This is a genomic window from Amycolatopsis stemonae, assembly GCF_054781455.1.
Map to the genome: position 1 here is coordinate 84,838 of NZ_BAAGUJ010000014.1, position 14,810 is coordinate 99,647.

Here is a 14,810-nt window from a genome sequence, read left to right on the forward strand (position 1 = left end):
TCAGGCGGTCAGCGCCGGGGCAGCACCAGCAGGGCGTCGCCGACCGGGCGTTCGCCCGTCGCGTCCGAAGGGGAGCTCACCAGCTCGCCGTCGATCGCCATCGCGGTCGAGCCGCCGCCGTCGAGGTTGATCGCGGTCACCGCGCCCAGCCGGGCCATGAGCCGCGCACCCTCCACCAAGGACAGTCCTTCGGCGAAGCCCGGCTGACGGCCGTCCGCGGTGACGATCAGGAGGCGGCCCTGCCGGTCGAGGCCGACCATCGTGCGCGGGTTGCGCTTGACGGCCCATCCGTAGACGAACGACGGGTCGCCCGGGTGCACGACGCCGTCCGCGGCCGCGTCGATCGCGACCCGCCCGTCGCGGACCAGCCACGGTCCGCCGTTGACCACGCCCGCGGGGTGGACCGGCCGGGGGCCTTCGAAGATCCGCGTCGAGACCGGCAGTTTCGCGCCCGGCCGGGCGCGGTCGCGAAGCCACGTCGCCGCCGCGCCGATGCCCTGCACGGTGTGGCCGCCCGCGGGCACTTCGCCGCCGGCCGGCCGCACGGCCGTGACGACGTCGTGGGCGTCCAGCACGGCTTCGACGCCGTCGCCGGCCGGGGTCGGCGTGCCGAGTTGCGGGGTGAACAGCACCAGCTCGTCCGGGTGCGTGCAGGTCGTGTCGTGCAGCGGGCGGTCGGTGGGGACGTCGCCGGGCTCGCCGCAGTTGCGGACGACGCCGGGCTTGCGGTTGACGCCGTTGACCTCGTGGCCGCCGACGGCGAGCGCGGTCCGCGGCACGCCGATCGACGGGTGCGCGCCGAGCAGCAGCGCGGGCCGGCCGGCGGTGGCTTCGCTCTGCAGCAGGCCCTGGTAGACACCGACGCCGGCCGGTTCGCCGGGGATGCCGTCCTTCGGGTCGATGACGAAGAAGCCGCCGTTGGTCCCGACCAGCGCCCCGGCCGCGGCCGACAGCGCCGACGTCGTCCGCCGCCCGGCCACGGACTCGCCGTGCGACGCGACCACGCTCCCGCCGAACCGCCGCGGATCGACGACGGCGACGCGGACGCGCTGCGGCCCTTGCGCTTCGGGCCCGTCCTGGCCCGTCCACTCGGGAGAGCCGGTGAAGCCGCCGGCCGTCATGGCGCTCGCGGTGGCGGCGGCCTGCGCGCGGTCGGAGAAGGAGCCGACGCGCACCCGCCAGCCGAGGGCACCGCGCGGGGTGTCGGCGAACGCGGGCCAGTCGACCCGTTCGGCGCGGGCCGCGAAACCCTTGCCGCGCAAGGCGGTCACGAGCGCGTCGGCGTGCTCGCGGGTGCCGAGCGCGGCCGGCGGCGCGTCCGGGTCGGGGCTCGACCCGCCGGGCACCTGCACCGTGACGGTCCAGGCGTTGTGGCCGGTGCCTTCGCCGGTGACCGTGGTCGAGACGGTCAGCCCCGGCGCGAGCACGTCACCCGCGGCCGAGGCGGGGGTGCCCAGCGCCAGGGTGAGCGCGGCGGACAGGGTCAGGGCGAGCGGAGTCTTCACGCGGGGCAAGCTACCCGGCCGGGGTGGACCGCGAGTGGGTTCCGGGTGAACTCCGCGGTCAGCCGCCGACGTGGATCCCCGGCCGCCGGCCGGGGTCCGGTTCGCTGCTGCGGATGATCTCCCGGACCACCGGCGCCGTGTCGCCGCGGCCCAGGATCAGGTAGCGGAACAGGTGCCCGAGCGGATTGCCCTCGGCCCATTCGAAGTGGCACTGCGGCCGGACGCCGGTGACGTCGCGCAGGGCCAGCAGGATCGCCGCGATCGCGTTCGGCGCCGCCGGGCTGTCCGCGCGGAGGATCCGGTAGCCGTCGATCTCCACGCCGCGCACCTCGAGGACGTTGGCGAACTCCGACGGGTCCACCACGTCGATCTCGAGGAACAGGACGTCGGCGGCGCCGGGGACGGGGTTCATCGAGCGCTGTTCGGCTTCCTTGGCCGAGTACTCGGCTTCGTCGCCGCCCTGGCGCTTGTTGGCGATGATGTGCAGGGTGCCGTCGTGGGCCAGGGATTCGGTGATGAACCGGCGCGCCTCGTCGTCGAATTCGATGCGCTCGGCCCGCAGCTCCGTCGTCCGCGACACGCGCGAAACCAGCGAGACGACGATGATCCCGAGGATGAACAGCGCCGAAATCGCGATGCCGTCCGGCTTTTCGATGACGTTCTCGACGAGCGCGTACAGCAGCACGAGCGTCAGGACGACGAACCCGATCGCCGCGCCGCGCTGCCGCCGCCGGAGCGCCGAGATGCTCACCGCGACCGCGCCCGAGACCATCATCGCGAGGATGCCGGTCGCGTACGCCCCGGCCTGCGCGTTGACGTCGGCGCCGAACGCGACCGTGATGAGGATGCTGATCACCGTGTAGACGATCACAACCGGCCGCACCGCCCGGCCCCATTCCGGCGCCATGCCGTAGGAGGGCAGGTACCGCGGGACGATGTTGATCAGCCCGGCCATCGCCGACGCGCCCGCGAACCACAGGATCAGCACGCTCGAGATGTCGTAGGCGGTGCCGAAGACCTCGCCCAGCTCGTGGTGGGCGAGGTAGGCCATCGCGCGGCCGTTGGCCTCGCCGCCGTCCTTGAACGCGTCGGCCGGGATCAGCACGGTCGTGATGAAGCTCGTCGCGATCAGGAACACCGACATGATCAGCGCGGCGGCCGTCAGCAGCTTGCGCGTGTTGCGGATCCGCGACTCCAGCCGCTCTTCGGGCGTCTTCCCCTCGGCGGCGACCAGCGGCATCATGCTGACGCCGGTTTCGAACCCGGACAGCCCCAGCACCAGCAGCGGGAACGCGACCACGGCGGGCCCGATCACGCCGGTGAACCCGCCGCCGCCCGCGGTCAGCGCGTCGGTCCAGCGGGAGAGGTCCGCGGCGTCGAGGTGGAAGACGCTGACGACCGTGACGATCGCGTTGAGCAGCAGGAAGACCGCGACCAGCGGGATGGCGACGCCGACCGCCTCGCTGAAGCCCAGCAGGAACACCCCGCCGAGGATCAGCAGCAGCACGACGGTGATGAGCACGGCGTGGCCGTGCAGGAAGCCCGGCAGGTACGGGTTTTCCAGCATGTGCACGGTGGCGTCCGCCGAGGACAGGGTGATCGTGATGATCCACGACGTCGCGACGAACCCGAGCAGCGTCAGCACGAACAGCTTCCCGCGCCAGAACGGCAGCAGGTCCTCCAGCATCGCGACCGAACCCTGCCCGTGCGGGCTTTCGCGCGCGACGCGGCGGTACATCGGCAGCATGCCGAGCAACGTCAGCGCGACGATCAGCAACGTGGCCAGCGGCGAAAGCGCCCCGGCGGCGAGCGCGGCGATGCCGGGCAGGTAGGAGAGGGTGGAGAAGTAGTCGACGCCGGTCAGGCACATGACCTTCCACCACGCCTGCGGCGTGCCGTGGTCCTCACCGCCCTGCCGGCCGACCGGGGCGACCCGGTGCTCCAGCAGCCACCGGGCCACCCCGGAGGCCGGCGGCTTCGGCGGCACCGGGCTTTCGACGCTCGCCGGCACGGTCACTTCGGGTGCAGCACCCATCCTCGTCCCCTCGTCGCTGGACACAGCGGGACTCAGGATGCCCGACGGCGGCGCCGGAGGCTCAGCGGGCCGCCGAGAGGTGCCCGACCTGCTCGACCTGCTCGGAAGGGAGTGGCTGGTCGCCGACTCGGCCGGGGCGGGGGTTGCTTGGTGGGCGGGGTCGGCTGGTGGCGGGGTTGCTTGGTCGCCGGGGCGGCAGGCGGCGGGGGCGGTTTGGTGGCCGGGGTCGGCTGGTGGCGGGCGTGGTTGGGTGGCCGGGGCTGGTCGGTGGCGGTCGGCGGGTCGGCTGGTGGCGGGGTTGCTCGGTCGCCGGGGCGGCTGGTGGCGGGCGCGGCTTGGTTGGCGGGGCGGCTTGGTTGCCGGGGCGGCTGGTGGCGGGGGCGCCGACCTTCCTGCGCGGAAGCCGCCCTCACGGCTGGCACGCCAGGAACCTCGCGGGCGTCCCACCGGCCGAGTCCGGCGGCGGTCAGCTCACCAGCAGCTTGACGGCGTCGCCGAGCGTCGCCGGGCGGGCGGCTCGGCCGGCTCGTGCGGGCCAGCCGGGGCCGGCGAGCACCAGCCGGGGCGCGCCGAGCCCGTGCGGGACGGCCGCCGGGCTGCTGCTCCACACCGCGACCGCCGACGGCCGGGTGCGGGTGACGGCGTCGCGCAGGGCGGATTCGGGGATGGAGCCGCCCAGGAACAGCGCCGTGCGGCCGTGTTCGGCCAGTGCCGCGCGCAAGGCCTCCAGCGGCAGGGTGTGCCGTTCGCCGTCGGCGCAGGCCAGCAGCACCGGGGCCGCCGTTCCGGCCGGGGCCGGGACGCGGTGCAGGGCCGCGGCGATGGCCCACGAGAGCCCGTGCACGAGGTCGGTGCACCGGTCGTCGTCGCTCAGGGCCAAGAGCGCGGGGCGGCAGAGGTCCTCCCACGTGCCGGCGACGTCGTGGCCGGCCAGGTGCGCGTCCAGGAGCGCGGCCGCCGCGTCGATCTTCAGCTCCCGGACCGCCGTCAGCAGCGTCGTGACGTCGGTGGCGCCGCCGAACGCGCGGGCCGCGGCGGATTCCGCGCCCAGGCCCCGCTCGATCAGGTGACGCATACGGAGGAGGGCGTCGACGTCGGCGCGGGAGTAGCGGCGGTGGCTGCCCGTCTGGGGTGCCGAGAGCGGGAGGTCGTAGCGGCGGTGCCACGCCCGCAGGGTCGACGGCGGCAGCCCGAGCATCCGGGCGACCGCACCCGCCGTCCAGGTGACGGCGGACGGCTGAATCATGCGACCGGGGTACCCCGCCAATCGATGACAAAACGATGCGGGCGACCTAGGGTCGGCACCGTGACCGACGAACGGGCGCCGACGCTGACGGTCCGGGTGCACGCCGTGCCCGAAGCCGTCGTCGTCGCGGCCGTCGGCGACCTGGACCTCGGGACCGCGCCGACCCTGCGCGGGCGCGCCCGCGCCGTGCTGGCCGACCGCCCGGGCGCGCTCGTCGTCGACCTCGGCGGGATCGGGTTCTGCGGTTCGGCGGGCCTGCAGGTGCTTGTCGAGCTCGCGACGGAGACGGCGGCGGACGGAGTGCCCTTCGCGGTGGTGGCCGACCGCTACCCGGTGCTGCGTGCGTTGCAGCTCACGCGGCTGGACTCCGTGCTCGAAGTGCACGCCACGGTCGAGGCCGCCCGCGGCTGGCTCCGGGGTGCGCCCGGCTGAGCCGGAGTCCGTGGTGCTCCGTCCACAAGACACAGAGGAACGCCGATGGGTGACGACGCCTGGGCCGCGCTGGCCGGTTCCTTCGCCGACGACGCGTATGCCTCGGTGAAGGGGCGCGTGCGCACGTACGTGCTGCACCGGCAGCTGCTGGCGCACCTCCCGCCGCCACCGGCCGCGGTGCTCGACGTCGGCGGTGGCGCGGGCCACCAGTCGTTCCCGCTCGCCCGGGCCGGCTACGACGTCACCCTGCTGGACCCGTCACCGGCGATGCTGGACAAGGCGCGCGACCGGCTTCCGGCCGGCCTCCGGGTGACCTTCGTGCAAGCCGACGGCGAACACGCCGCGGACGCGGTGGACGGCCGGCGGTTCGACGCCGTCCTGTGCCACGGCGTCCTCGGCTACCTGGACCGGCCCGAGCCGCTCGTCGAGCAGCTGTGCCGCTGCGCCGGACCCGGCGGGATCGTCTCGGTCATGACCGGCAACGCGCACGCGATGGCCGTGCGCCCGGCCCTGGAACGCCGCTGGGACGACGCGCTGGCCGCGTTCGACGCCCGCAGCGAGGTCGGCGTGCTCGGCGTCCCGACCCGGGCCGACACCGTCGAAGAGCTGAGCGAGCTGCTCCGGAGCCGGGGTGTCGCGCCCGTGGAGTGGTACGGCGTCTGGCTCTTCGTCGACTGGCTCGGGTTCGGCGGCGCCGAGGTCGACCCGGCCGACGCCGAGAAGGTGGCGCGGGTCGAGTTCGAGGCCGGCCGGCGCGACCCCTACCGCCGGCTCAGCCGCGTCTTTCACCTGGTGGGGCGCAAGGGCTGAGCCTGCTCGGCCAGCGTGAGCAGCTCGCCGAACACAGCCGCGGAGATCGCGGCCAGCGATCCCTCGTCTTCGCGCAGCCACTGGATGAACGAGATCCCGAACACGGTCGTGCCGGACTCCGCGGCCAGGGTGGCCGCGAGGTCGTCGACGCCCCGGGCGCGCAGGGCCCCCGCGACCGCCGTGGCCAGCGTGGTCAGCTTGTGCCGCTCCCGCTCCTGCAGCGCGGGGTTGCGGTCGATCACGGACTGCCGCGTGCGGGAGTGCGGGCGGCGCTCGTCCGGGAAGAAGGTCGCCGCCGACTCCAGGGCCGCGGCGACGACTTCGAGCGGGGACGCTTCCGGCGGGGCCGCGTCCACACCGGCCAGGAACGCCTTGACCAGCAGTTCCTGGCCGTGGAAGAGCACCTCGCGCTTGTCGCTGAAGTGCCGGAAGAAGGTGCGTTCGGTCAGGCCGACGGCCTGCGCGATCTCCGCCGCGGTCGTCTGCTCGAACCCGCGGGTCGCGAACAGTTCGAGGGCGGCCCGCTGCAGCCGCTCCGGGGCTCCCGGTTCCCAGCGCACCATGCTCCCGAGTCTAATGATGACAGCGACTGACATGAAGGCGTAGGGTGGCGTATGTCAGCCACTGACATCGATTCTCTCTCACCTTGGAGTGCACGTCATGCGCGTTTTCGTCACCGGGGCCTCCGGCTGGATCGGCTCCGCCGTCGTCGACGAGCTGGTCGCCCACGGCCACGAGGTCACCGGGCTGGCCCGGTCCGCCGCGTCCGCCGCGAAGCTCGAGGCCAAGGGCGCCGGGGTCCGCCGCGGCGACCTCGACGACCTCGACGGCATCCGCGCCGGCGCCGAGGCGGCCGACGCCGTCATCCACCTGGCGAACAAGCACGACTGGGCCGACCAGGCCGCGACGAACGCGGCCGAGCGGGCCGCCGTCCAGACCATCGGGGACGCGCTCGCGGGCAGCGGCCGTCCGCTGCTGCTGGCGTCGGGGATCGCCGGCATCCAGCAGGGCCGGCCCGCGACCGAAGCCGACCCGTCGCCGTTCCACGGCCCCGACTCCCCGCGCGGTGGCACCGAAAACCTCGCCCTGGAGTTCGCCGACCGCGGCGTGCACCCGGTGAGCCTGCGGTTTTCGCCGACCGTGCACGGCACCGGTGACCACGGGTTCATCGCGATCCTCTCGGCGATCGCCCGCGAGAAGGGCGTCGCCGGCTACCCGGGCGACGGCACCAACCGCTGGGCGGCGGTGCACGTCGCGGACGCCGCCCGCATGGTCCGGCTCGGCCTCGAGAAGGCCCCGGCGGGTGCGCGCCTGCACGCGGTCGCCGAGGAAGGCGTGCCGACCCGCGAGATCGCCGAGGCGATCGGCCGCGCGTTCGACCTGCCGGTGGCCTCGATCCCGGCGGCCGACGTGCAGAGCCACTTCGGCTGGCTGGGCGGGTTCTTCGCGATGAACCTCGCGGCGACGAGCACGGGCACGCAGGAACTGCTCGGCTGGACCCCGGCGGGCCCGACGCTGGTCGAGGACCTCGACGCGGGCGCGTACTCCACGGCTCGGTAGCCGCCACACCGCGGTCCCGTCAGCGGCCGCGGTTGAGCTCGCTGATCGACTCCTGGAGCCGTTGCCGCGCGGGCGAAGTCGCGTCGCGCGGCGCCGGCTCCGGCGGCTCGGTCGGGTCGCCCGCCGGGCCCGCGACCGGGAAGACGTCCTTCTCGCCGGGCAGCGGGACGCCCGGGCAGATCGTCGCGGCCGGGCGGGCGGCGCCGCGGAACCAGCCGCTCACCAGACCGTCCACACAGGAATTGCCGCTGACGGCGTACTGGCCGTGGAACGGCGAATCGGCCACCGAGAGCATCGGGACCCCGGCCGCCCGCGCCGCCGACTCCGCCTGTTCGTAGCCGGTCTGGGGATCGAACTCGCCCTGCACCACCAGGACGTTCTTCGCGGCCTCCGGCGGCAGGTTCGGCAGCGGGTGGCTGGGCGGGTCCGACCAGTAGCCGCACGGTTCGCTGAGCCCGTACGCCCAGCCGAACAGCGGGTACTCCGGGCCCTGCAGGTCGCTGAGCAGCTTGTACCAGGCCGCCGCGCGGGTCGGCTGGTCGCCGCACGCCACGGCCAGGCGGGTGCCCGGCACGTCGGCGTAGTCCGGCTGGGCCGCCGCGACGTCCGCGGCGGTCAGCCGGGCCGCCGGGCGGCCGAAGACCGCGCGGGACACCGGGTCGAGCGCGGCCGGCGGCGTCTTGCCGTCGAGGGCTTCGACGCCCTTGGTCAGGATCAGCGCACCGACCAGCCACTGCTTCGCGTTGCCATTGCCCACGAAGAGGTGGTCGTAGACGTCCGGCGAGAGCCCCTGGCCGCCGAAGTACGCGCGCACCCGCTCCCAGGTCTTCTTGACCTCCGCGGCGGTCTTGCCCAGCTGGTCCGGGAACCGGCGGGCGAGCCACGGCGCGTAGACGCGGTCGAACTGGCGCTGGTCGATCTTCGGGAACGCTTCGAACGCGGCCTGGAGCCGGCCTTCGAAGTTCACGCTCGAGTCGAGGACGACCTTGCCGGCGTGCCCGGGGAACAGCGACGCGTACTTCGCGCCGAGCCAGGTCCCGTAGGAGTAGCCGAGGTAGTTCAGCTTCTCGTCGCCCAGCAGCGCGCGGATCAGGTCCATGTCGTGCGTGGTCTGCCAGGTGGTGACGAACGGCGCGAGCGCGTTGCTCTGACAGGCCTCGGCCACGGCGCGCGGCGTCCGCTGGTGCAGGGTGATGCTCCGCGCCGAGCGGTCGCGCGCGTCGAGGTCGTCGTCCTGCGGGATCCGCCCGGTCGGCACCCGGCAGACGAAACCGGCGTCGTCGCCGCCTTCCTGCCCGGTGCCGCGGGGATCCATGCCGACGAAGTCGAGGTGCTCGTTCACCGCCGGCTCGAGCCCGGCCAGCGTGTCGGCCAGCGACGTCCCCTGGCCGCCGGGCCCGCCGGGGTTCACCAGGATCGCGCCTTCTCGTGCGCCGGTGGCGGTGACCCGGCTGATCGACACCTTCAGGTCGGTACCCGCGGCGGGCGCGGCCCAGTTCCGCGGGACGGTGATCCGCGCGCACTGCGCCTTCGCCGCCTTGAACGGGCACTTGTCCCAGGCGATCTTCTGGGTGAGGTAGGGCGCGAGCGGATCGGGTGTGGTCGCGGCGGCGGGCACGGCGGCCGCCACCAGGATCGAGACGGCGATGGCCAGCCCTGCCTTGGACGTCCGCACCGCAGCTTCCTTCCTCGCTCCCCGGCAACCCGGCCCCACCCAAGCACGGCGGGCGGGGCCGGGGCAGCCCGAAGACCACCGTTCGCGACACGGATTCCCTCGATCCGGTGATCAACTCGACGGTTCGGCCACGTCCTCGTCCTCGTCCTCGTCCTCGGGCTCTTCGCGGTCGGCCTCGGGGATTTCGACGTCGAGGTCGACGTCCGGGGTGCCCGGCGGGAGCGTCAGTCGCAGAACGCCGTGTCCACAGTGGAGCACGGCCTTGGCCGGGGCGCGGCCGAAAATGCTTTGCCGGGGCGATCTTCGCGTGCGACGGTGACGCCGTGAGCACGACGATGCGAGCCGCGGTCTGCGTCGGAGCCGGTGGCCCGGAGACCCTGGAAGTCCGTGAAGTGCCGGTCCCGGCGGTCCGCGAAGGCTGGAGCCTGGTGAGGGTCGAGGGCGCGGGCCTGAACCGGTCGGAGCTGCGGACGCGCCAGGGGCACTCCCCGGGCGTGCGGTTCCCGCGGGTGCTCGGCATCGAATGCGTCGGCGTCGTGGCCGCGTCGAGCGATCCCGCGCTGCCCGAGGGCACGACCGTCGCGGCGGTGATGGGCGAGATGGGCCGCGAGTTCGACGGCGGCTACGCGGAATACGCCCTGCTGCCGAACGCCTTGCTGATGCCGATCACCACCACCTTGGCCTGGGACGTCTTCGCCGCGCTGCCCGAGACGTACCTGACGGCCCGCGGGGCATTGGACGCCTTGGCCGTCGCGCCGGGCCAGAAGCTGCTGATCCGCGGCGGGACGTCGTCGGTGGGGCTGGCGGCCGCGTCGATCGCGGCCGGCCACGGGCTCGAAGTCGCGGCGACGACGCGAAACCCGGAGAAAGCCGGCGCGCTCACCGCGGCCGGCGTCCAGCACGTCCTCATCGACGACGGGTCGACCGACCTCGGCCCGGTCTGGCCCGGCGGGCCGGACCGCGTGCTGGACCTCGTCGGCGCGCGCACGGCGGTGGCGTCGCTGCGGCTGGTCCGCCGGGGCGGCACGGTCTGCGTGGCGGGCTCGCTCAGCGGCTGGTCGATCGCGGACTTCCAGCCGGTGGCGATGATCCCGTCGGGCACGCGGCTGACGGCGTTCCACAGCGACGACATGAAGGGCCGCGCGGAGGTGCTGCAGCGGATCGTCGACGAGGTCGAAGGCGGCGTCTACCGGCCCAACGTCGACCGCGTCTTCGCGCTGGACGACATCGTCGAGGCCCACCGGTACATGGAGGAGGACCGGGCCGCCGGCAAGCTGGTCGTGCTGCCCTAACCCGGCCGCGTCGCCCAGCCGCTGTCTTCGGCGGCCTTGAGCGTGCAGTCGCCGACGAGGGTCAGTTCGCCGACCTGCTGCCCTGGCGCGGCCGTTCGCAGGTCGGCGAAGTCCCGGACGCTCGCGTCGGGAACCCGCCACAGGCCCTTGACCTCGGCGTTCAACAGCGACAGCCCGCCGTCGAAGCGGGCGCGGTGCAGGTCGGTCCGGCCGTGGAAGGTGGCGCCGGAGAACAGCGCCGGCCGGTCGACGCGGACGCGGCCGAGCCGGTTGGCGCCGTGCAGCCGCGCGCGGCGGGCGATGAGCCGGCCGAGCCGGCGGCCGGTCAGGTCCAGGTACTCGAGGTGCGCCGCGGTCAGGTCGAGGTCGTAGAGGGCCGCGTCCTCGTCTTCGGAGCGGGGGAGCAGCGCGGCGATCAGGCGCTGGGCGGTGAGCCGGACCTGCTGTTCGCGGTCGGCTTCGGCGATGCGCTCGGCCGGCCAGGCCTCGTCGGGCTCGACGATCGCCTCGTCCGGGTTGTCCGGCTGCGCGGCGTAGCTGGGGTGCGTGAACGGCCGCCGCAGGTACGAACACAGCACGTCGAGCACGGTCTGCGTGTAGGCGGGGCGGTTGCGCGCCAGCCCGGCCAGCGCGTGCAACGCACCCACCCTGACCTGGTCGGCGTCGTGGCCGAGCAGCTCGACGGCCTTCGCGAACTGCTCGTTCTCCGTCCGCTCGCGGTCCTGCTGCGCCCGGTTGCGCTCGACCTCGTGACGGGCCTCCTCGGTGCGCCGCCGCCGGTCGTTGATCCACAGGGCGTACAGCGCGAGGATCGCGCCGCCGGCCAGCCCGCCGGTCTTGAGCGCGTCACCCCGCGGCGTGGCGGGGTCGCCGAGCAGCCACCCGGTGACCAGCAGCAGCGCGCAGCCCGCGCCCAGCATGCTCCCGACCAGCAGCAGCCGGTACCGCGCGGGCCGCGAGCCGAAGAGGGCCATCGCCGCGAAGACGAGGGCGGCCACGCCGAGCGCGACACCGGGGACCAGCAGCCAGACGACACCCATGACCCCGGATTGTGGCGGTCGGTCCGCCCGCCCGTCGACGGGGACCACGGACCCGCGGGAGTGTGGTCAGAGGTCGAGGACCAGCCGGGGTGAGCACGAGCGGGACACGCAGATCATCATCACGTCGCCCTCGCGCCGTTCCGCCGCGGTCAGCACCGAGTCGCGGTGGTCCGGGGTTCCGCCGAGCACACCGGTTTCGCAGGTTCCGCACGTGCCCTCCTGGCACGACGACAGCACGCTCACCCCGGATTCCCCGACCACTTCGAGGATCGACCGGTCCGCGGGCACCTCCAGCACGCGACCGGACCCGGCGAGCTCGACTTCGAACGCCGTCTGCGGCCCGTCGTCCGGCTTCGGGGCGAACCGCTCGACGCGCAGAGCGTCCTCGGGCCAGCCGGCGCACAGCTGCTCCACCGCGGCCAGCAGGGGTTCCGGGCCGCAGCAGTACACCGCGGTGTCCGGGCGGGGCTCGGCCAGCAGGGCCGGCAGGTCGAGGAGCCCCTGTTCGTCCTGCGGCCGGATCGTCACGCGGCCTTCGTGGCGCCGGAGTTCTTCGGTGAAGGCCATCGACGACCGCGTCCGGCCGCCGTACACGAGCTGCCACTCGCTGCCCGCCTCGGCGACCTGCTCGATCATCGGCAGGAGCGGCGTGATGCCGATGCCGCCCGCGACGAACAGGTAGCGCTTGGCGTCGACGAGCGCGAAGTGGTTGCGCGGCCCGTCGACCTGGACCTGGTGCCCGGCTTCGAGTTCGTCGTGGACGTACGCCGAGCCGCCGCGGCCGCCGGGCTCGCGCAGGACCGCGACCTGGTAGGGGTCGCCGGGACGGCCGCACAGCGAGTACTGCCGGACGCCGCCGGGCAGCACCAGATCGACGTGCGCGCCCGGTTCCCAGACCGGGAGCGGCTGCCCGCCGGGCGCCCGGAGCGTCAGGCGGACGACGCCGTCGGCGAGCCTTTCCTTGGTTTCCACCAGGAGCTTCATCAGTGTCCTTCGGGGTGGGCGAGCAGCCATTCCCACAGCTGCACCGGGTCGTCGAACTCGCGCTCCGCCGAGCAGTGGCAGACCGCGCGGAGCCGGTCCGTGCCGAGCACCCAGTGGATGCGGTAGACGCGGTCGCCGGTCAGCATCGGGCGCGTCACGACGTCACCAGCCGCTGCAGCAGCCGCCGGGCCGCCAGGCCGCCGGTGTCGATGTTGACCGAGAGCTCCTGGTAGCCGTCCGGTTCGGCGGCGATCACCCGCTCGAGGACGTCCAGCGCTTCGACGTCCTGCAGGACCACCGTGCGGTTGTTCTCCGCGAGGAACGCCGACACGCCTTCGTCGTCGAGCGCGAAGTCCCGGGCCACCGCCCAGAAGTCGTGCGTCGAGTGTTCGGTTTCGGGGGTGATCGCGTAGACGACCTCGACGTGGAAGGCGTCCGGGTCGCTGCCGTCCGGGTGCGGCACCGAACCGACCGGCGCGATCCGGCTGTGCAGCTTGTACAGGCACGGCGGCGTGTACTCGATGTCCTGCCAGCGCGTGATCCGGCCCTGCAGGCCGGTGGACTTCGCGTAGAACGGCGGGCACGCGGCGTCGGCCATGTGCCGCGACACGTAGACGATCCCGGCCTCGTCGTCGACCTCGGTCGTGATCGGCGTTTCCGCGACCTCCGGCGTGCCGATGTAGCCGCCGTGCAGGTACGTCTCGTGCGAGAGGTCCAGCAGGTTGTCGACGAGCAGCGAGTAGCGCGCCCGCAGCGGTTCCATGCCGGCGACCGTCGTGTACCCGGGCGAGTCGAGGTAGGGCGCCCGCGGGATCTTCGCCGTGTCGGCCTTTTCCGGGTCGCCGATGAACACCCAGACGAAGGAGTCCTGCTCCACCACGGGATAGCGCGTCAGCCGCGCGGTCCGCGGCACCCGGGCCTGGCCGGGCACGGACACGCACCTGCCGTCGGTGCCGTAAGTGAAGCCGTGGTACCCGCAGACGACCTGGTCGTCGACGAGCCGGGACGGCGCCTGCGACAACGGAAAGCGCCGGTGCACGCAGCGGTCGGCCATCGCGGTGACGCCGCCGTCGCGCGTCCGCCAGAACAGGATCGGCTCGCCGCAGATCGTGCGGCTGAACAGGTCCCGGCCGATCTCGGTGCCGTAGGCGGCGACGTACCACTGGTCGCGGGGGATGTCGGTCATCGTGTTCGTCCTTTCGTGGCGGGGCTCACAGCGTGCGGCAACGCTCCGCCGCCCACGAAGGGCGATTCCATAAGATGGAAAACTCAGCCGAGGGCGCGCGAGATCGCCCGGGCGCTGGTCATCACCAGTGGTGCCAGCGTGTGCGGGGTCGCGCTGCCGTGCCGCACGACGAGCGACACCGCCGCGACCACCTGGCCGCGGCCGTCGTGGACCGGCGCGCCGACCGAGAGGCTGTCGAGGGTGACCTGGCGCTCGCTGATGGAGAACCCGTGGGTGCGCACGTCGGCCAGCATGTGCCGCAGCCGGTCCGGATCGGTGACCGTCGCGGTGGTGTACCGCTCGATCGGGCTGCCGAGGACGTCTTCCTGCACCTCGGCGGGCGCGTGGGCGAGCAGGACGAGCCCGACCCCGGTCGCGGTCAGCGCGAACCGCCCGCCGACGCGCGTCAGCACCGGGACGGCGCCCGTCCCGGCGATCCGTTCGATGTAGACGACTTCGGTGCCTTCGCGGACGGCGAGCTGCACGTTCTCCCGGGTGATCTGGGAGAGGTCTTCGAGGAACGGCAGCGCGCGTTCACGCAGGCCCAGCCCGCGGGGCGCGAGCGAGCCGAGCTCCCAGAGCCGCAGCCCGACGCGGTAGGCACCCGACTCGTCCCGTTCGAGCGCGCCCCATTCGCAGAACTCCCGCAGCACGCGGTGCGCGGTCGCGGCGGGCACCCCGGCCCGGCGGGCGATCTCGCTCAGCCGCAACACCGGCCGGTCCGGCGTGAACGCGCCGAGCACCCGCAGGGCACGGCCGAGCACGGGCCCGGTGGCCCCGGGAGCACGACCTCGATGCGGCACGGCCCCGAGCATAAGCCGCGGCCGGCCGGTCAGGCGTGCCGGAGCTGTCCGCGACCCGCGCCCGGCGCTCACCGGTTCAGACCAATCTTGGGGGTTCTGGATCGAGCAAGCGCTTGCGGCGCTACCGGATCCGGGCGGTCCCGGGTGATCCTGCTGTCGGTTCCCGGACCCACCCGAGCCGGGATCGACCGAGGGAAGTGGTC

15 protein-coding genes are annotated in these 14,810 nt (G+C 73.8%); 4 read left to right on the top strand and 11 right to left on the bottom strand.

Features of this window, described 5'->3' with window-relative positions; genetic code table 11:
- Window positions 1-8 precede the first annotated feature (8 nt).
- The 3 genes from ACYVLJ_RS37230 to ACYVLJ_RS37240 form a co-directional block, all read right to left on the bottom strand.
- A complete protein-coding gene (locus ACYVLJ_RS37230) occupies window positions 9-1,505 on the bottom strand; it encodes a phosphodiester glycosidase family protein (RefSeq protein WP_460442194.1) in 1,497 nt (498 codons plus the stop codon).
- 58 nt (window positions 1,506-1,563) lie between these two features.
- Window positions 1,564-3,540, bottom strand: a complete 1,977-nt coding sequence (locus tag ACYVLJ_RS37235) for an APC family permease (RefSeq protein WP_451984519.1) — start codon at window positions 3,538-3,540, stop codon at window positions 1,564-1,566.
- 466 nt (window positions 3,541-4,006) lie between these two features.
- Window positions 4,007-4,786 (bottom strand): MerR family transcriptional regulator, encoded by a 780-nt coding sequence (locus ACYVLJ_RS37240; protein ID WP_460442195.1) that lies wholly within the window; start codon window positions 4,784-4,786, stop codon window positions 4,007-4,009.
- Window positions 4,787-4,846: 60 nt separating this feature from the next.
- On the opposite strand from ACYVLJ_RS37240, the gene ACYVLJ_RS37245 reads away from it, so the two are divergent.
- The gene (locus ACYVLJ_RS37245; RefSeq protein WP_460442196.1) at window positions 4,847-5,218 is read left to right on the top strand and encodes an STAS domain-containing protein; all 372 of its coding nucleotides are present in this window, start codon (window positions 4,847-4,849) and stop codon (window positions 5,216-5,218) included.
- Between the two features lie 45 nt (window positions 5,219-5,263).
- Window positions 5,264-6,028, top strand: a complete 765-nt coding sequence (locus tag ACYVLJ_RS37250; protein WP_460442197.1) for a class I SAM-dependent methyltransferase — start codon at window positions 5,264-5,266, stop codon at window positions 6,026-6,028.
- Here the strand turns inward: ACYVLJ_RS37250 and ACYVLJ_RS37255 are convergent.
- Window positions 6,004-6,591 carry a TetR/AcrR family transcriptional regulator gene (locus ACYVLJ_RS37255; RefSeq protein ID WP_460442198.1) on the bottom strand — a complete coding sequence of 196 codons (588 nt, stop codon included), beginning with the start codon at window positions 6,589-6,591 and terminating at the stop codon, window positions 6,004-6,006. The two genes, ACYVLJ_RS37250 and ACYVLJ_RS37255, sit on opposite strands and share 25 nt — an antisense overlap.
- Window positions 6,592-6,688: 97 nt before the next feature.
- Between ACYVLJ_RS37255 and ACYVLJ_RS37260 the strand changes: the two genes are divergently transcribed.
- On the top strand, window positions 6,689-7,588 hold the full coding sequence (locus ACYVLJ_RS37260; RefSeq protein WP_460442199.1) for an SDR family oxidoreductase: 900 nt from the start codon (window positions 6,689-6,691) through the stop codon (window positions 7,586-7,588).
- Window positions 7,589-7,607: 19 nt separating this feature from the next.
- Here ACYVLJ_RS37260 and ACYVLJ_RS37265 read toward each other — a convergent pair whose 3' ends face one another.
- Together ACYVLJ_RS37265 and ACYVLJ_RS37270 are read right to left on the bottom strand one after the other, a co-directional pair.
- Entirely contained in the window at window positions 7,608-9,263 is a 1,656-nt protein-coding gene (locus tag ACYVLJ_RS37265) for an alpha/beta fold hydrolase (RefSeq protein ID WP_460442200.1), read from the bottom strand.
- Between the two features lie 111 nt (window positions 9,264-9,374).
- Entirely contained in the window at window positions 9,375-9,521 is a 147-nt protein-coding gene (locus ACYVLJ_RS37270; protein ID WP_460442201.1) for a hypothetical protein, read from the bottom strand.
- Window positions 9,522-9,598: 77 nt separating this feature from the next.
- Between ACYVLJ_RS37270 and ACYVLJ_RS37275 the strand changes: the two genes are divergently transcribed.
- Entirely contained in the window at window positions 9,599-10,555 is a 957-nt protein-coding gene (locus ACYVLJ_RS37275) for an MDR/zinc-dependent alcohol dehydrogenase-like family protein (RefSeq protein WP_460442277.1), read from the top strand.
- Here ACYVLJ_RS37275 and ACYVLJ_RS37280 read toward each other — a convergent pair.
- The 5 genes from ACYVLJ_RS37280 to ACYVLJ_RS37300 form a co-directional block, all read right to left on the bottom strand.
- The gene (locus tag ACYVLJ_RS37280; protein ID WP_451984585.1) at window positions 10,552-11,475 is read right to left on the bottom strand and encodes a pentapeptide repeat-containing protein; all 924 of its coding nucleotides are present in this window, start codon (window positions 11,473-11,475) and stop codon (window positions 10,552-10,554) included. The two genes, ACYVLJ_RS37275 and ACYVLJ_RS37280, sit on opposite strands and share 4 nt — an antisense overlap.
- 186 nt (window positions 11,476-11,661) lie before the next feature.
- Window positions 11,662-12,579, bottom strand: a complete 918-nt coding sequence (locus ACYVLJ_RS37285; RefSeq protein ID WP_460442202.1) for a PDR/VanB family oxidoreductase — start codon at window positions 12,577-12,579, stop codon at window positions 11,662-11,664.
- A complete protein-coding gene (locus ACYVLJ_RS37290; RefSeq protein WP_451984535.1) occupies window positions 12,579-12,737 on the bottom strand; it encodes a hypothetical protein in 159 nt (52 codons plus the stop codon). Before ACYVLJ_RS37290 ends, ACYVLJ_RS37285 begins: the two co-directional genes overlap by 1 nt.
- A complete protein-coding gene (locus ACYVLJ_RS37295; RefSeq protein ID WP_460442203.1) occupies window positions 12,734-13,765 on the bottom strand; it encodes a Rieske 2Fe-2S domain-containing protein in 1,032 nt (343 codons plus the stop codon). Before ACYVLJ_RS37295 ends, ACYVLJ_RS37290 begins: the two co-directional genes overlap by 4 nt.
- An 83-nt stretch (window positions 13,766-13,848) precedes the next feature.
- Window positions 13,849-14,619 carry an IclR family transcriptional regulator gene (locus ACYVLJ_RS37300; RefSeq protein ID WP_460442204.1) on the bottom strand — a complete coding sequence of 257 codons (771 nt, stop codon included), beginning with the start codon at window positions 14,617-14,619 and terminating at the stop codon, window positions 13,849-13,851.
- Window positions 14,620-14,810 lie beyond the last annotated feature (191 nt).

Excerpts from the sequence above, each read along its gene's own strand:
- ACYVLJ_RS37235 (WP_451984519.1), bottom strand. The coding sequence starts at position 3,540 with ATGGGTGCTGCACCCGAAGTGACCGTGCCGGCGAGCGTCGAAAGCCCG.
- ACYVLJ_RS37240 (WP_460442195.1), bottom strand. The coding sequence starts at position 4,786 with ATGATTCAGCCGTCCGCCGTCACCTGGACGGCGGGTGCGGTCGCCCGG.
- ACYVLJ_RS37250 (WP_460442197.1), top strand. The coding sequence starts at position 5,264 with ATGGGTGACGACGCCTGGGCCGCGCTGGCCGGTTCCTTCGCCGACGAC.
- ACYVLJ_RS37255 (WP_460442198.1), bottom strand. The coding sequence starts at position 6,591 with ATGGTGCGCTGGGAACCGGGAGCCCCGGAGCGGCTGCAGCGGGCCGCC.
- ACYVLJ_RS37260 (WP_460442199.1), top strand. The coding sequence starts at position 6,689 with ATGCGCGTTTTCGTCACCGGGGCCTCCGGCTGGATCGGCTCCGCCGTC.
- ACYVLJ_RS37275 (WP_460442277.1), top strand. The coding sequence starts at position 9,599 with ATGCGAGCCGCGGTCTGCGTCGGAGCCGGTGGCCCGGAGACCCTGGAA.
- ACYVLJ_RS37280 (WP_451984585.1), bottom strand. The coding sequence starts at position 11,475 with ATGCTGGGCGCGGGCTGCGCGCTGCTGCTGGTCACCGGGTGGCTGCTC.
- ACYVLJ_RS37285 (WP_460442202.1), bottom strand. The coding sequence starts at position 12,579 with ATGAAGCTCCTGGTGGAAACCAAGGAAAGGCTCGCCGACGGCGTCGTC.
- ACYVLJ_RS37295 (WP_460442203.1), bottom strand. The coding sequence starts at position 13,765 with ATGACCGACATCCCCCGCGACCAGTGGTACGTCGCCGCCTACGGCACC.
- ACYVLJ_RS37300 (WP_460442204.1), bottom strand. The coding sequence starts at position 14,619 with ATGCTCGGGGCCGTGCCGCATCGAGGTCGTGCTCCCGGGGCCACCGGG.